Raw genomic sequence first — 15879 nt, 5'->3', positions numbered from 1 at the left:
AACTCCCGTGAGAGGCAGGCGAATTCACCGCGCCGGAGCGATGTCGACGGCGCGGGAGAAGGGTGAAAAAGGGTGTGCGGAGGCGGGGCGTGAAAGCCCTGTCACATTCGCTTGCTCACGAGACTGCTCCCTTGAGGACCAGGACCCCAGGGTTTGCAGGGGTCCGCGCTTGCCATACGCCTTGCTGCGTACGACCTGGTCTTCACCCGGGGCACCCCGCCACGGACGGAGGGTTGCCGGACAGCGGGCCGGGGCCGTAGTCGCTGTCACTCATGACCTGTGCAGCATCCTGCCATACGATCTTCGGCGCGCAAGGCGCAGTCCAAAATCCGGACTGCGCCTTGCGTCACACAGGGGGCCGCTCAGCGGTTGCTGGCCGCCACCCAGCGCTCAAGGACCCGCTGGGCGGCGCCGGAGTCGATCGCCTGCGCCGCCTTGGCCATCCCGGCGCGGATCTGCTCCACCAGCGGCTCGTCGGTCGGCGTGAGGGCCACCAGGGCCGCCGCGGAGTTCAGCAGCACCGCGTCCCGCACCGGCCCGCTCTCGCCGTCCAGGAGGCGCCGGGCGACCTCGGCGTTGTACGAGGCGTCGGCGCCCCGCAGCGCCTCGACGGGCACCAGGTCGATCCCGGCGTCCCGCGGGTCGAAGGCCTCCTCGCGCACGGCGCCGTCCCGCACGATCCAGACCCGGGACGTCGACGTCGTCGTCAGCTCGTCGAGGCCGTCGTCGCCGCGGAAGACGAGCGAGGAGTGCCCGCGCTCGGCGAAGACCCCGGCGACGACAGGCGCCATCCGCGGGTCGGCGACCCCGACCGCCTGGGCCCGCACCCGCGCCGGGTTGGTGAGCGGGCCGAGGAGGTTGAAGACCGTCCTGATGCCCAGCTGGCTGCGGGCGGCGCCGGCGTAGCGCAGCGCGGGGTGGAACTTCACGGCGAAGCAGAAGGTGATGCCGGCCTCCTCGGCGACCTCGACGACCCGCCGGGGCGTGAGGTCCAGGTTGACGCCGAGCTTGCCCAGGACGTCGGAGGCGCCGGACGCGCTGGAGGCGGCGCGGTTGCCGTGCTTGACGACCTTGGCGCCGGCTCCCGCGACGACGATCGCGGACATGGTGGAGATGTTGACGGTCTTGGCGCCGTCGCCGCCGGTGCCCACGATGTCCACGCTCGGGCCCGGCACCTCGACGACGTTGGCGTGCGCGTACATCGCCCGTACCAGACCGGAGATCTCCGCGACGGTCTCGCCCTTGGCGCGCAGCGCGACCACGAAGCCCGCGATCTGCGCGTCGGTGGCCTCGCCGCGCATGATGCGGTCCATCGCCCACGCGGTGTCGTCGGCGCTCTGGTCCCGCCCGTCGAGCAGACCGTTCAGCACGTCGGGCCAGGAACGGGCCGCCGCGGTGTCGCCTCCTGCGGGGGTCACAGCGTTCATGGCTGCTCCTGGTCTTGTCCGGTGGGTGGGGAAACGCCCCGGCACGCCGGGGTGTCACCACCCTATCCAGCCCCGGGACGGCGAAGAGCCCCGTCCATGCACTGGACGGGGCTCTTGCCGTGGCGACCTCGAGGGTCGGAGCTTCGGAGCTCGGGTGGATCAGTGGTGGCCGTGGCCGCTCGTGATCTCCTTGTACTCCTCGGCGGTGGGCTTGGGGATCTGGTTGTTCTCCCCGTAGTAGCCCTTGGAGAGCTTCGCCCGGAGCTTCTGCGAACCGGACAGCTTGCGCTCGACGCCGTTCTCGTCGACCGACGGGCCGATCTCGACCGGCTTGTACTGCTCGTGCGCGGTGAGCGTGTGCAGCTGGTCCTGGCTGAGCGGCTCGTGGATCTCGATGAACTCACCGTGCGGCAGCCGCTTGATGATGCCCGACTCGCGGCCGTGCAGCACCTTGTCCTTGTCGCGCCGCTGCAGACCCAGGCAGATCCGCTTGGTGACGATGAAGGCGACGACCGGCCCGACGAAGAAGGCGATCCGGACGAACCAGGTGATCGCGTTCAGCGACAGGTGGAAGTGGGTGGCCCACAGGTCGTTGCCACCGCCGACGAGCATGACCATGTACGCGGTGAGCCAGGCGACACCGAAGGCCGTACGGGTCGGGGCGTTGCGCGGGCGGTCCAGGATGTGGTGCTCGCGCTTGTCGCCGGTGACCCAGGACTCGATGAACGGGTAGACCGCGATGGCCACGAGGACCAGCGGGAAGACCACGACCAGCGGGATGAACACGCCGAGGACCAGCGTGTGGCCCCAGAGGTTGATCTCCCAGCCCGGCATCACACGGATCAGACCCTCGGCGAAGCCCATGTACCAGTCGGGCTGGGCGCCGGTGGACACCTGGTCCGGACGGTAGGGGCCGATGGCCCAGATCGGGTTGATCGAGGCGATCGCCGCGATGACCGCGATGACACCGAAGACCAGGAAGAAGAAGCCTCCGGCCTTGGCCATGTAGACCGGCAGCAGCGGCATGCCGACGACGTTCTTGTTGCTCTTGCCGGCGCCCGCGTACTGCGTGTGCTTGTGGTAGAAGACCAGGATCAGGTGGGCCACCACGAGGCCGAGCATGATGCCCGGCAGCAGCAGGATGTGCACCGAGTAGAACCGGGCCACGAAGTCGCCGCCGGGGAACTCCCCGCCGAACAGGAACATCGACAGGTACGTGCCGACGATCGGCACCCCGAGGATGGCGCCCTGCATGAAGCGGACACCGGTGCCGGAGAGCAGGTCGTCCGGGAGCGAGTAACCGGTGAAGCCGGTGAACATGCCGAGGACGAACAGCAGGAAGCCGAACAGCCAGTTGACCTCACGCGGCTTGCGGAACGCACCCGTGAAGAAGACGCGCATCATGTGCACGAACATGCCGGCGAGGAAGATCAGCGCCGCCCAGTGGTGGATCTGCCGGATCAGCAGACCACCGCGCACATCGAAGGAGATGTGCATGGTCGAGTTGAACGCCTCCGACATCAGCTGACCCTGCATCGGGATGTAGCTGCCGGAGTACTCCACCTCGTTCATCGACGGGTGGAAGAACAGCGTCAGGTACACACCCGTGAGGATGATGATGAGGAAGCTGTACAGGCAGATCTCGCCGAGCATGAAGGACCAGTGGTCCGGAAAGATCTTGCGCATGTTGGCCTTGGCGAGGGAGTAGATCCCCAGCCGGCCGTCCGCCCAGTCCGCGACCCGCTCACCGGCGGGCGCCTTCTGGCGGTTGTCGTTCGAAGAATTGGTGGTGCTCATCCGCGCTCCCAGAAGGCCGGACCGACGGGCTCTTCGAAGTCGCCGAGCGCCTCGAGGTAGCCCTTTTCGTTCACGCCGATGCGCAGCTGCGGCAGGGCGTGACCAGCCGGGCCGAAGATCACTCGGGCACCGTCGGAGAGATCGAAGGTGGACTGGTGGCACGGGCAGAGGACGTGGTGCGTCTGCTGCTCGTACAGGGAGATCGGGCAGCCCACGTGGGTGCAGATCTTGGAGTAGGCCACGATGCCTTCGTGCGACCACTCCAGCTCGCGCTTGTCCTTGATGTTCTCCGGCTGGATCCGGACGATCATCAGGGCGGCCTTGGCGATCTGCGTCTGGAAGTCGTGGTCGTGCTCCGACATGCCCTCGGGCATCGCGAAGGTCAGCGAACCGACCTGGACGTCCGCGGGACGCAGCGGCTCGTGGGTGTTCATGTTCACGAGCATCTTGCCCCGGCCCCACTTGGTGTGGCGGAGCTTGTCCTCGGGCAGCGGACCGAGGTCACGCAGGAGGACGACGCCGGAGAGCGGGACCAGGGCCAGCGCGCCGAACATGGTGTTGCGGATGAGCTTGCGCCGGCCGAAGCCGGACTCCGCCGCACCCTGCTTGAAGTCGGCCATGACCTTGGCGCGGACCTCGGGCTCGGCGGCGATCTCGTGCCGCTCGTCGGTCATCTCCACGTCGGACATCAGGGTGCGGGCCCAGTGGACCGCGCCCGCGCCGATGCAGAACAGGGCCACGCCGAGGGTCAGACCCAGGGCGAAGTTCAGGCCGCTGAGGTGACCGATCGGGAAGACGTAGATGCTCTTGTCGGCCGGGATCGCCACGTACGAGGCGATGAAGCCCACAGTCGCGATCATCGACAGCGTGAACAGGAACGCCACGGCACGCTCGGACCGCTTGGCGGCCCGCTCGTCGATGTCCTGGACGCGGTGCTCGTGGGGCGGCAGCCCCGGGTCCGCGAACGGGTTCTCCTCCGTCACGGCCACCGAGCCGTGCTCGGTCTCCTGCTTGCTGGGCAGGTTCTCTTCTGGAATCTCTTGGCTACTCATGACTTCTTGGCCTTTGCGGTCCGAGCGGCGACCCACACGGCGACCGCGATCAGCGAGCCGAGACCGAAGATCCAGCCGAAGAGGCCTTCACTGACCGGACCCAGACCACCCAGCTTGAGACCGCCAGGGCTCTCGGTCTTGTCGCCGTTGACCGCGTCGAGGTACGCGATGATGTCCTTCTTGTTCTTCTCCGGCATCGTGGTGTCGGGGAAGGACGGCATGTTCTGCGGGCCGGTCTGCATGGCCTCGTAGATGTGCTTCGGCGCGACACCCTCCAGCGACGGCGCGAACTTGCCGTGCGTCAGCGCACCACCTTCACCGGTGAAGTTGTGGCACTGGGCGCAGTTGGTGCGGAACAGCTCGCCACCCTTGGCGATGTCCGCCCCGTCCGGGCTGTACTGCTTCTCGGTCGGGACCGAGGGACCGGCACCCAGCGACGAGATGTACGCCGCCAGCTGGTCGATCTGGGCCTGGTTGTAGATGACCTTCTTCTTGGGCGCCTGGGCGCCCGGCTGCTGGAGCGGCATGCGCCCGGTGCCGACCTGGAAGTCGACAGCGGCGGCGCCCACGCCGACCAGGCTCGGACCGTCGGAGGAGCCCTGACCGCCGGTTCCGTGGCAGCTGGAGCAGCCCACGGCGTAGAGCTTCTTGCCCTCGTCGATGGCGAGGGACTGGGCGGTGTCATCGGCCTGCGCCTTGTCCGCCGGCGCGAACGCGGCGTACAGCCCCCCGGTGGCCGCCAGCGCGAGGAGTAGGACGACGACCGCCGCCAGCGGATGGCGTCGTCGTGCGGAGAGCTTTTTCACGGATTACCCCGGTGTCAGGATCTTCTGCGTCGATGCTTCTGGAAGATGTCGGATGCGTCGCGGGAGCGACCCCGCCGATTACTTGATCATGTAGATCGTGGCGAAGAGGCCGATCCAGACCACATCGACGAAGTGCCAGTAGTAGGACACGACGATGGCTGCGGTCGCCTGTTCGTGGGTGAACCTCCTGGCCGCATAGGTGCGTCCGAGGACCAGCAGGAAGGCGATGAGGCCGCCTGTCACATGCAGTCCGTGGAAGCCGGTGGTCAGGTAGAAGACCGAGCCGTAGGGGTCGGAGGAGAGCGAGAGCCCATCCTTCTTGACCAGCTCGGTGTACTCGAACACCTGACCACCAATGAAGATCGCACCCATGATGAAGGTGACGATGAACCACATCCGGAGCTTCTTCACATCCCCGCGTTCAGCTGCGAACACGCCCAGCTGACACGTGAGGGAGGAGAGCACCAGGATCGTGGTGTTCGTCGCCGAGAACGGGAAGTTAAGGGCCGAGGCCATTTCCTTCCAGTGATCAGGACCTGTCACCGATCGCAGGGTGAAGTACATCGCGAAGAGGGCCGCGAAGAACATCAGCTCGGAACTCAACCAGATGATGGTTCCGACGCTGGTGAGGTTCGGTCGATTGACCGGCGGGTGCGCGTGCCCGGTATCTACTGTCGTTGCTGTCGCCACGACCGACATTATGTCGGTCGCTTATCCCGCCCTCACCCCGGGGGGTGCCGTTCGGAGTGTCTACGGGGTGTGTCCTGCCCGGATGGCCCATCGGAGGCCGCTGCGAACCGGTGTTGACGGGGTGTCGGGAGGAGTAGCATCCGCGCATCGGTTCCCGACCCATGACGGCACAGCCCAGCTCAGCTCAGCACTGCTCGACGCACTGACGTACTGGAGGAACAATGCAGCCGACCGCCACGGTGCTGGTCTACAGCGACAACGCCGGCACCCGCGAGCAAGTCCGGTTGGCCACCGGTCGCAGGCCGGCGACGGACGTTCCCGAGGTCCGGTTCGTGGAGTGCGCGACCCCGCACGCGGTCCTCAAGGAGCTCGACCACGGCGGCATCGACGTCTGTGTGCTCGACGGCGAGTCGGCGCCCGGCGGGATGGGCGTCTGCCGGCAGATCAAGGACGAGGTCTTCCAGGCGCCGCCCGTCCTGCTGCTCATCGGGCGCCCGCAGGACGCCTGGCTGGCCACCTGGAGCCGCGCGGAGGCCGCGGTGACGCTGCCGGTGGAGCCGGTGGAGTTCGCCGGGGCCCTGGCCGCGCTGCTGCGCGACAAGGCGGCCGTGGAGGCCTGACGGCCCGCGGGCCCGCCGCCGGGCCCCGTAGATCCACGAAGGGGCCCACACCGCGGTGTGGGCCCCTTCGTGCGTCCCTGACGGCCTCTCTGCGGCTCCGTCAGACCGCGGGCCGCAGCCTGGCCGCCTCGGCCGCCGAGGGGCCTTCCTTGGCCCCGGAGAGCAGCGCGCTGCCCTTGCGCCACTTCTTCCAGCCCATGTTCCAGTCGCCGAGGCCGTTGCCGAACGTCGGCATGTCCTCGCCCGCGCTGTTGATGACCTTCACCAGGTCGCCCTGGCGGACGGTCTCGTAGAACCAGGCGGCGTCCGAGGTGCTCATGCCGGTGCAGCCGTGGCTGGTGTTGGCGTACCCCTGCGAACCCACCGACCAGGGCGCGGCGTGCACGTACTCGCCGGAGTCGGTGACGCGCGTCGCGTAGTAGACCTGCTTGTCGTAGAAGTCCGACGACCCGATGCTGGCGCTGGTCATGCGTACGGAGTACTCCTTGCCCAGCACCACCTTGACGCCGTTGCGCGTGGAGTAGCCGGGCTTGCCGGTGGTCACCGGCATGGAGTTGATCTCCTCGCCGTTGCGGTAGACCGTCATCTGGTGCGAGCCCGCGTCCGTCACGGCCTCGACGCGGTCGCCGATGGTGAGTTCGAGCGGCTTGGTCTCGGCGCCCCACAGCTTGTCGTCGACCTTGAGGCCCTTGAGGTTGCTGGAGACGCTGACGCTCGCTCCCGCGGGCCAGTACTCCTTGGGGCGGTAGTGCATGGTCTTGCTGTCCACCCAGTACCAGGAGCCCTCCGTGGCGGGGGTCGAGCGGACCTTGAGCGCGCGCTCGACGACCGCCCTGGCCTTCTTGTCCTTCACCGCGCGGCTGAGCGTGGCCGTGACGGGCTGGCCGACGCCGTACTTGCCCGCCTCGGGACCGAAGGTGACCTTCAGCCGCTTCTTGTCGTCGGGGGTGGTGGTGTCGAAGGCCAGCACCTTGCGCCCCGGCGCGCCGTCCTCGTCCTCGGTGCTCACCCGCACCGTGTAGTGGGCGTCCGCCGCCAGCGGGGTGGTGCTGTGCCACCGGGCGCCGTCGGCCGAGAGTTCACCCGCCACGTACCGGCCCGTCGCGTCGGTGGCCGTCACGTCGGTGATGCGTCCGTCGTCACCCTGGGCGGTGACTTCCAGGGGCTTGTCCGGGTCCGCCTTCTGGGTGCCCGTGGGGCCGTTGAAGGCGATCTGGCCGGCCGCGTCGTACGGCTTCGCCGAGAGCGGGTGGCCGTCGGAGCTGCCGCACGCCGTGGCCCCCGCACCGAGTGCGGCCACCAGCATCGTGCAGCTCAGTACCGTGCGAATTCGCGGTGAGTGGCTCATAGACACACGGTATGGAGATTCAGTGGGTTCGGCGCGCCGAAGTCACCCGTCCGGGGTACCGACACGCCGAGGGGCCCGGACACTCCCTCAGGAATGTCCGGGCCCCTCGGCGTTGTACGGGAACTACCGGCTCACTGCGTCTGGTTCTCGCCCCGGTAGTACTCGAAGACCCAGCCCCACAGGCCGATCAGGAGGATCGGGGCCGAGAAGTACAGCAGCCACCAGCCGAAGACGACGCCCAGGAAGGCGAGCGCGCCACCGATGGCCAGGGAGAGCGGCTGCCAGCTGTGCGGGCTGAAGAAGCCGACCTCGCCGGCCTCGTCCGCGACGTCCGCCTCCTTGTTGTCCTGTGCGGAGGCGTCGACCCGCCGGGCCGTGAAGGCCAGGTAGTAGCCGATCATGATGCACAGGCCGAAGGCCAGGAAGAGCGCCGTGGTACCGGCGGGCTCCTTCGACCACACGCCATAGACGATCGCCATGGCGAGGACGAAGACGCTCAGCCAGATGAACATCTTGCCCTGGATCTTCACTTCGCGGTCTCCTTGTCGCCGCCGAACAGAGCGGTGTCCTTCTGTCCGTCGTTCTCGATGTGCCCGATCGCGGCGATCTCAGGGTGGTGCAGGTCGAACGCCGGCGATTCGGAGCGGATGCGCGGCAGGGTGAGGAAGTTGTGCCGCGGCGGCGGGCAGGACGTCGCCCACTCGAGCGAACGGCCGTAGCCCCACGGGTCGTCGACCTCGACCTTCTTGCCGTACTTCGCCGTCTTCCAGACGTTGTAGAAGAACGGCAGGATCGACAGACCGAGCAGGAACGAGCAGATCGTGGAGATCGTGTTCAGCGCGGTGAATCCGTCGGCGGCGAGGTAGTCCGCGTAACGACGCGGCATGCCCTCGGCACCCAGCCAGTGCTGGACGAGGAAGGTGCCGTGGAAGCCGACGAACAGCGTCCAGAAGGTGATCTTGCCCAGGCGCTCGTCGAGCATCTTGCCGGTCATCTTCGGCCACCAGAAGTGGAAGCCGGAGAACATCGCGAAGACGACGGTGCCGAACACCACGTAGTGGAAGTGCGCCACCACGAAGTACGAGTCCGAGACGTGGAAGTCCATCGGCGGCGAGGCCAGGATGACACCCGTCAGACCACCGAAGGTGAAGGTGATCAGGAAGCCGACCGCCCAGAGCATCGGGGTCTCGAAACTCAGTGACCCCTTCCACATCGTGCCGATCCAGTTGAAGAACTTCACACCCGTCGGCACGGCGATGAGGAACGTCATGAAGGAGAAGAACGGCAACAACACGCCGCCGGTGACGTACATGTGGTGCGCCCACACCGTCACGGACAGACCCGCGATCGCGATGGTCGCGCCGATCAGGCCCATGTAGCCGAACATCGGCTTGCGGGAGAAGACCGGAATGACCTCGGAAATGATGCCGAAGAATGGTAGCGCGATGATGTACACCTCTGGATGGCCGAAGAACCAGAAGAGGTGTTGCCAGAGCAATGCGCCGCCATTGGCCGCGTCGAATACATGCGCACCGAATTTCCGGTCCGCCTCCAGGGCGAACAGCGCGGCGGCCAGGACCGGGAAGGCCAGCAGGACCAGCACCGCGGTCAGCAGCACGTTCCACACGAAGATCGGCATACGGAACATCGTCATGCCCGGAGCGCGCATGCAGATGATCGTGGTGATGAAGTTGACCGAGCCGAGGATCGTGCCGAAGCCGGAGAAGGCCAGACCCATGATCCACATGTCCGCGCCGATGCCCGGCGAGCGGACCGCGTCGGAGAGCGGGCTGTAGGCGAACCAGCCGAAGTCAGCCGCGCCCTGCGGCGTGAGGAAGCCGCCCACCGCGATGAGCGAGCCGAAGAGGTACAGCCAGTAGGCGAACATGTTCAGCCGCGGGAACGCCACGTCGGGCGCACCGATCTGCAGCGGCATGATCCAGTTCGCGAATCCGGCGAACAACGGCGTCGCGAACATCAGCAGCATGATCGTGCCGTGCATCGTGAACGCCTGGTTGAACTGCTCGTTCGACATGATCTGCGTACCCGGACGGGCGAGCTCGGCGCGCATGAAGAGCGCCATCACACCGCCGATGCAGAAGAACGCGAACGACGTGACCAGATACAACGTGCCGATCGTCTTGTGGTCAGTGGTGGTCAGCCACTTGATGACGACGTTGCCCGGCTGCTTGCGCCTGACCGGCAGCTCGTTCTCGTACGAGTCTTCTGCTGCCGCGGCACCCTGGGGTTCGTTGAGGATGCTCACAGGTTGTTCGTCTCCCGGTTCTTCTCGTGGGGCGTCTGCTCGATGCCGGCCGGGATGTAACCGGTCTGGTTCTTCTTCACCAGGTCCTCGAGGTGCTGCTTGTAGCGCTCGGGAGAGACGACCTTGACGTTGAAGAGCATCCGGGAGTGGTCGACGCCGCAGAGCTCGGCGCACTTGCCCATGAAGGTGCCCTCCTTGTTCGGAGTGACCTCGAAGGCGTTGGTGTGGCCCGGGATGACGTCCTGCTTCATGAGGAACGGCACCACCCAGAAGGAGTGGATGACGTCACGCGAGGTGAGCACGAAGCGGACCTTCTCGCCCTTGGGGAGCCAGAGGGTCGGGCCGGGGTTGCCGTTCTGGGGGTTCCGCTGGCCGGGCGTGCCGACGTCGTAGACGCCGTTGGCCTTGGCGGGGAAGTCATCGCGGAACTTGTTGGGGATCGCCGAGAGGTCCTTGGACGTCTTGGCGTTGTCCTTGCCGCCGCCCGGAACGTTCTCGACGTAGTTGAAGCCCCAGCTCCACTGGAAGCCGACCACGTTGACCGTGTGGGCCGGCTTGGCGTCGAGCTTGAGGAGCTTGGACTCGTCACGTGCCGTGAAGTAGAAGAGCACCGACACGATGATGAGGGGCACCACCGTGTACAGCGCCTCGATGGGCATGTTGTAACGCGTCTGCGCCGGTACTTCCACCTTGGTGCGGCTGCGCCGGTGGAAGACCACGCTCCACAGGATCAGACCCCACACCAGGACGCCCGTGGCGAGCGCTGCCGCCCACGAGCCCTGCCAGAGGGAGAGAATCCGCGGAGCCTCTTCCGTTACCGGCGTTGGCATTCCAAGGCGGGGGAAATCCTTGTATGTGCAACCGGTGGCGGTCGCCAGGATCAGGCCCGCAGTCAGCACCTGCGGCAGCTTCCGCCGCATCGGGCGCCGCGACGAGCGGTCGGAGCCGTTGGGACTCACGTAGCGCCTTCCCGAGAGTCTCGCCCGCGCGGTCGGCTGCGGCCTCCACGCTGGTCGGTCGCCGCCCTGCGTCGGGCAGGGGTTTGGATGTTTATGCGGACCAAACCCTACTGGACGCTATTTGGGGTCGCGCGGGGAGGGTGCCTAACGCGCCGCGGGTCACTCCGAAGGGTGGGACGGGGCCCCGTCGGGCGCTTTCTGACGGAGGGTCGGAGCGCCTCCGAGCTCGGCGGAATCGCCCGGTCCGCGGGTGCGGGTCGCTTGGGGGCTGAGCGCGCAGTTCCCCGCGCCCCTGGAGGGGCGCCCCTGCGGGGCGGCCCCTTGGAGGCGGCCCCTCGGGGACGGTGGTGGGGGGACGTCTTAGCGTTGGCTCGTGTCCTACTTCGATGTTGCCTCGTCCGCTCCGCTGCATCCCGTTGCCCGGCAGGCCCTGGTGGCCTCGCTCGACGAGGGGTGGGCCGATCCCGCGCGGCTGTACCGGGAGGGGCGGCGGGCCCGGATGCTGCTGGATGCCGCGCGTGAGGCGGCCGCGGACGCCGTGGGGTGCCGGCCGGACGAGCTCGTCTTCACCTCCTCCGGCACCCGTGCCGTGCACTCCGGGATCGCGGGCGCGCTCGCCGCGCGTCGGCGCGTCGGAGACCACCTGATCGTGTCGGCCGTCGAACATTCGTCGGTGCTCCATTCGGCGGAGGCGCACGAGCAGGGCGGCGGGGCGGTGACCCGGGTGCCGGTGGACCGGGGCGGGGCGGTGGCCCCGGACGGGTACGCCGCCGCGCTGCGCGAGGACACCGCGCTCGCCTGTCTGCAGTCCGCCAACCACGAGGTCGGCACCGAGCAGCCGGTCGCCGAGGTCGCCGAGGTCTGCCGTGCCGCCGGGGTGCCGCTCCTGGTGGACGCCGCGCAGTCGCTGGCCTGGGGGCCGGTCGACGGGGCCTGGTCGCTGCTCACCGGCAGCGCCCACAAGTGGGGCGGGCCCGCAGGGATCGGCATCCTCGCCGTACGCAAGGGGGTGCGGTTCGCGCCGCAGGGTCCGGCCGACGAACGGGAGTCGGGGCGGGCCGCCGGGTTCGAGAACATTCCGGCGGTCGTGGCGGCGGCGGCCTCGCTGCGGGCGGTGCGGGCCGAGGCCGCGGCGGAGGGGGCACGGCTGCGGGAGCTGACGGAGCGAATCCGGGCGCGGGTGCCCTCTCTGGTGCCGGACGTGGAGGTGGTGGGCGATCCGGTGCGGCGTCTTCCGCACCTCGTCACCTTCTCCTGTCTCTATGTCGACGGGGAGACACTGCTGCACGAGCTGGACCGGGCGGGCTTCTCCGTGTCGTCCGGCTCCTCGTGCACCAGCTCGACGCTGACGCCGAGCCATGTGCTCAGGGCGATGGGCGTGCTGAGCGAGGGCAACGTACGGATCTCGCTGCCCCTCGGCACCGAGGCGGCGGAGGTGGAGCGGTTCCTCGACGTGCTGCCGGGGGTGGTGCGGGGCGTGCGGGAGACGCTGGGGGCTCCGGTGGCGGGCGGGAGCGGGGACGCCGACGCGGTGACCGTCGACGCGCTCGGGATGAGCTGCCCGCAGCCGGTCATCGAACTGGCGCGGGCGATCGGCCGGGTGCGGGTGGGCGGCACCGTCACCGTGCTGGCCGACGACGAGGTCGCGGCGGTGGACATCCCGGCGTGGTGCTGGACGCGGCAGCAGGAGTACGTGGGCGAGCGGCCGGCGGACCAGGGCGTGGCCTATGTGGTCCGCCGGAGCTCGTGACCGGGCTGTTCGCGACCGGTTGTTCGCGACCGGTTGTACGTGACGGGCTGTTCGCGGCCGGCTAGCCCAGGTGCGGCTTGACCTCCGCGGCGGCCTCGTGGCCGTACGCCTTGGTGAAGCGGTCCATGAAGTTGCTGCGGCGCAGCTCGTACTCCTGGGTGCCGACGGTCTCGATGACCAGGGTGGCGAGCATGCAGCCGACCTGCGCGGCGCGCTCGTGCGAGACGCCCCAGGCGAGGCCGGAGAGGAAGCCCGCGCGGAAGGCGTCGCCGACGCCGGTCGGCTCGACCTTCGCCTCCTCCTCCGGGACGCCGACCTCGATCGGGTCCTGGCCCGCGGTCTCGATGCGCACGCCGTTGGCGCCGAGGGTGGTCACGCGGTGGCCGACCTTGGCGAGGATCTCGGCGTCGCTCCAGCCGGTCTTGGACTCGATGAGCCCCTTCTCGTACTCGTTGGAGAAGAGGTACGTGGCGCCGTCGAGGAGCGTGCGGATCTCGTCGCCCTGCATGCGCGCGATCTGCTGCGAGAAGTCGGCGGCGAAGGGGATCCCGCGGCTGCGGCACTCCTCGGTGTGGCGGAGCATCGCCTCGGGGTCGTCGGCGCCGATCGAGACGAGGTCGAGACCGCCGACGCGGTCGGCCACCGTCTTCAGCTCGATGAGGCGGGCCTCGCTCATCGCGCCCGTGTAGAAGGAGCCGATCTGGTTGTGGTCGGCGTCCGTGGTGCAGACGAAGCGCGCGGTGTGCAGGGTCTCGGAGATCCGGACCGACGCGGTGTCCACGCCGTGCCGGTCGAGCCAGGCGCGGTACTCGTCGAAGTCCGAGCCGGCGGCGCCGACCAGGATCGGGCGGGTGCCGAGCTGTCCCATGCCGAACGTGATGTTGGCGGCGACGCCTCCCCTGCGCACGTCGAGGGCGTCGACGAGGAAGGAGAGGGAGACCGTGTGCAGCTGATCGGCGACCAGCTGGTCGGCGAAGCGGCCGGGGAAGGTCATCAGGTGGTCGGTGGCGATGGAGCCGGTGACTGCGATACGCACGGCTGGATGCTCCTGTGGAGGAGAGGCGGGATTGACAGTTCACGCTACCGGGTCGACGCACCGTCGCTGAAGTGCCAAAACTACCCAATAGTAGGGCTTTTTTCCGACGCCCGGTGATGCATACGGTGCCGTTATGACCGTTATCCCGAAGGATGTCGTCCTGCGGCGCCGTGCCGCGCTGCCCACCGAGGCTCCGGAGACCATGGAGACGCTGCGCGGGGACGGTGCCCGTATGGCGCCGCACTGGGCGGTGCCCGCCGCGGCCGCCGCCGCTCCCGTGCCGCCCTCGCACATCCACGGGATCACCGTCCCGCCGGCCTCGGCGCGGGTGATCGCCGGGATGTCGGAGTACGGGGACTGACGCCGGAGGTACGGGTTCCGAGGAAGGCTCCTTCCGGGGCACCGGCGCGCGTGGGGAACCGTGCGCTCCCCCGCTGCGTCCCATCGCCGTCCCCCGAGTCGAAGGAGCGATGCGGTGAGCACCGAGCGATCCGATCATGAGGCAGCCGAGCCCCGGCGGCGGCGTTCCCGTCTGGCCGTGGTCTCGGTCGCGGCCACCGTGCTGCTGGTCGGCGGCGGTGGCGCGTACGTCGCGGCGACCGCGTCCGGCGGTGGCGGCAACGGCGGCGACGGGGCCCCGGCGGGGGACGGCGGTACGCCTCCCCCGCTCGCCCTGGACGGCTATCCGGGCGACGACCGGCAGGACGGCGGCACCAACGGCATCGCGCCGGGTGAGCCGGACCCGCACGGCGTGACGTACCGGGCGACCGGCGACCTGCCCGACGGCCCGAAGTCGGCGGCCGTCTACCACGCGCGGGGCCAGGTCACCCGGGGCGAGGTCACCGAGCTGGCCGACGCGCTCGGCGTGAGCGGCACGCCGACCTCGCGGGACGGCGCCTGGCGGGTGGGTCCGAACAACGACGGGTCCGGCCCCTCCCTCCAGGTCGACAAACAGGCACCGGGCACCTGGACCTACACCGCGCACGCCACCGGCGGCACCGACAACTGCCCCAAGGGAAAGGCCTGTTCCGCCACCTCGACCGCGCCCGACGGCGAGCTGGGCGACGCGGTGAGCGAGAAGGCGGCGAAGGCGGCCGCCGCGCCCGTCCTGAAGGCGCTCGGCCAGGACGACGCCAAGCTGGACGCGGGCCAACTGATGGGCGCCGTACGGGTGGTGAACGCCGACCCGAAGGTCGACGGTCTGCCGACGTACGGCTGGTCGACCGGCATCCAGGTCGGCGCCGGCGGTGAAGTAGTCGGCGGCAGCGGCCAGTTGAAGGCGCCGGTCAAGGGCGCCACGTATCCGGTGATCAGCGCCGAGGAGACGCTCGACCTGCTGAACAAGTCGGGCGGCGGTCACGGCCGGGTCGGCGTCGGCGTCGGCGTCGGCGGCTGCGCGAAGCCGGTGCCGCACGCCGACGACAGCACGAAGACCGAGGGTGGCAGCGGGCCCGAGCAGCAGCCCTGCGCGCCCTCGTCCGCGCCGCAGAAGCCCCGGCCGGTCGCCGTCAGCGGGGCCACGTTCGGGCTCGCGACGCACTTCGTGGCGGGGAAGCGGACCCTCGTGCCGTCCTGGCTGTTCGACGTGAGGCCGGAGGGCGCCAAGGAGACCTTCACGGTCACGCATCCGGCCGTCGCCCCCGAGTATCTGGCCTCGCCCCGCACCCCGGGGACGGCCACGCCCAGCGAGAAGCCCGGCGGCGGGGACGAGCAGCGCACGGCCCGCGTCGAGTCCTACAGCGCCGACGGGCGGTCGTTGACCGTGCACTTCTGGGGCGGCGTCTGCGGCACGTACGCCGCGTCCGCGCAGGAGGGCGGCGACCAGGTGCGGGTCAAGGTCACCGAGACGCCCGCGCAGGACGGCAAGATGTGCGTCAAGGTCGCCAAGAAGCTCTCGAAGACGGTGCACCTCGACAAGCCGCTCGGTGACCGCAGGGTCGTGGACACGACGGGCGAGACGGTCCGCCAGAAGTAGCGGGCGGCCACGGCCGGTTCACCCGCGCCGGGACATACGAAGGCGGGGGGCCCCCCCACCGTCCGGGGGGGGCCGACTTTTTCCTTTTTCTTTTTCGTTCGGCCCCTGGTCCGACGGGGGAGGCGACACAGGAGCAGGGAGCGGTGGAGGTTG

General features: G+C 69.0%; 14 protein-coding genes and 1 riboswitch. Of the genes, 4 read left to right on the top strand and 10 right to left on the bottom strand.

From position 1 onward, the window contains the following. Positions 1-160: 160 nt before the first annotated feature. A riboswitch (SAM riboswitch) is annotated at positions 161-278 on the bottom strand. An 84-nt stretch (positions 279-362) separates the two neighbouring features. From trpD to ctaE, 5 genes are all read right to left on the bottom strand, one after another. Further along, complete coding sequence (gene trpD, locus ACZ6CV_RS02875; RefSeq protein WP_469249105.1) at positions 363-1427, bottom strand: anthranilate phosphoribosyltransferase; 1065 nt, start codon at positions 1425-1427, stop codon at positions 363-365. A gap of 159 nt (positions 1428-1586) precedes the next feature. Further along, positions 1587-3224, bottom strand: coding sequence for a cytochrome bc1 complex cytochrome b subunit (gene qcrB / locus ACZ6CV_RS02870; protein WP_358704571.1), 1638 nt, complete (start codon positions 3222-3224; stop codon positions 1587-1589). Next, positions 3221-4276 carry a cytochrome bc1 complex Rieske iron-sulfur subunit gene (gene qcrA, locus ACZ6CV_RS02865; RefSeq protein WP_355813715.1) on the bottom strand — a complete coding sequence of 352 codons (1056 nt, stop codon included), beginning with the start codon at positions 4274-4276 and terminating at the stop codon, positions 3221-3223. Before qcrA ends, qcrB begins: the two co-directional genes overlap by 4 nt. Further along, positions 4273-5082, bottom strand: coding sequence for a cytochrome bc1 complex diheme cytochrome c subunit (gene qcrC, locus ACZ6CV_RS02860; RefSeq protein ID WP_469249103.1), 810 nt, complete (start codon positions 5080-5082; stop codon positions 4273-4275). The genes qcrA and qcrC overlap by 4 nt, the downstream gene beginning before the upstream one ends. Before the next feature lie 78 nt (positions 5083-5160). Further along, positions 5161-5781, bottom strand: coding sequence for an aa3-type cytochrome oxidase subunit III (gene ctaE, locus ACZ6CV_RS02855; RefSeq protein ID WP_355813721.1), 621 nt, complete (start codon positions 5779-5781; stop codon positions 5161-5163). Between the two features lie 212 nt (positions 5782-5993). Between ctaE and ACZ6CV_RS02850 the strand changes: the two genes are divergently transcribed. Next, positions 5994-6392, top strand: a complete 399-nt coding sequence (locus ACZ6CV_RS02850; protein ID WP_355813724.1) for a hypothetical protein — start codon at positions 5994-5996, stop codon at positions 6390-6392. A gap of 100 nt (positions 6393-6492) precedes the next feature. Here ACZ6CV_RS02850 and ACZ6CV_RS02845 read toward each other — a convergent pair whose 3' ends face one another. The 4 genes from ACZ6CV_RS02845 to ctaC all read right to left on the bottom strand — a co-directional run bounded on the left by ACZ6CV_RS02845 (position 6493) and on the right by ctaC (position 10965). Beyond that, positions 6493-7740, bottom strand: a complete 1248-nt coding sequence (locus ACZ6CV_RS02845) for a L,D-transpeptidase (RefSeq protein ID WP_362368138.1) — start codon at positions 7738-7740, stop codon at positions 6493-6495. A 131-nt stretch (positions 7741-7871) separates the two neighbouring features. After that, positions 7872-8270, bottom strand: a complete 399-nt coding sequence (locus tag ACZ6CV_RS02840) for a cytochrome c oxidase subunit 4 (protein WP_355813730.1) — start codon at positions 8268-8270, stop codon at positions 7872-7874. Then, entirely contained in the window at positions 8267-10006 is a 1740-nt protein-coding gene (ctaD, locus tag ACZ6CV_RS02835) for an aa3-type cytochrome oxidase subunit I (protein WP_355813733.1), read from the bottom strand. The genes ACZ6CV_RS02840 and ctaD overlap by 4 nt, the downstream gene beginning before the upstream one ends. Further along, on the bottom strand, positions 10003-10965 hold the full coding sequence (gene ctaC / locus ACZ6CV_RS02830) for an aa3-type cytochrome oxidase subunit II (RefSeq protein WP_359329272.1): 963 nt from the start codon (positions 10963-10965) through the stop codon (positions 10003-10005). The genes ctaD and ctaC overlap by 4 nt, the downstream gene beginning before the upstream one ends. A 373-nt stretch (positions 10966-11338) precedes the next feature. Here ctaC and ACZ6CV_RS02825 point away from each other — a divergent pair, with 373 nt between their 5' ends. Then, complete coding sequence (locus tag ACZ6CV_RS02825) at positions 11339-12715, top strand: aminotransferase class V-fold PLP-dependent enzyme (RefSeq protein ID WP_469249100.1); 1377 nt, start codon at positions 11339-11341, stop codon at positions 12713-12715. 61 nt (positions 12716-12776) lie between these two features. Here the strand turns inward: ACZ6CV_RS02825 and ACZ6CV_RS02820 are convergent, their stop codons facing one another. Further along, complete coding sequence (locus ACZ6CV_RS02820; protein WP_362368130.1) at positions 12777-13751, bottom strand: carbohydrate kinase family protein; 975 nt, start codon at positions 13749-13751, stop codon at positions 12777-12779. 133 nt (positions 13752-13884) lie between these two features. On the opposite strand from ACZ6CV_RS02820, the gene ACZ6CV_RS02815 reads away from it, so the two are divergent. Beyond that, on the top strand, positions 13885-14112 hold the full coding sequence (locus ACZ6CV_RS02815; protein WP_362368327.1) for a hypothetical protein: 228 nt from the start codon (positions 13885-13887) through the stop codon (positions 14110-14112). 114 nt (positions 14113-14226) lie between these two features. Beyond that, on the top strand, positions 14227-15726 hold the full coding sequence (locus ACZ6CV_RS02810; protein WP_469249098.1) for a hypothetical protein: 1500 nt from the start codon (positions 14227-14229) through the stop codon (positions 15724-15726). Positions 15727-15879: the final 153 nt, after the last annotated feature.

This window comes from Streptomyces sp. NPDC041713, from assembly GCF_055591085.1.
The sequence above is the reverse complement of the archived record's forward strand: the minus strand, read 5'-3'. Positions and strand labels throughout refer to the sequence as shown.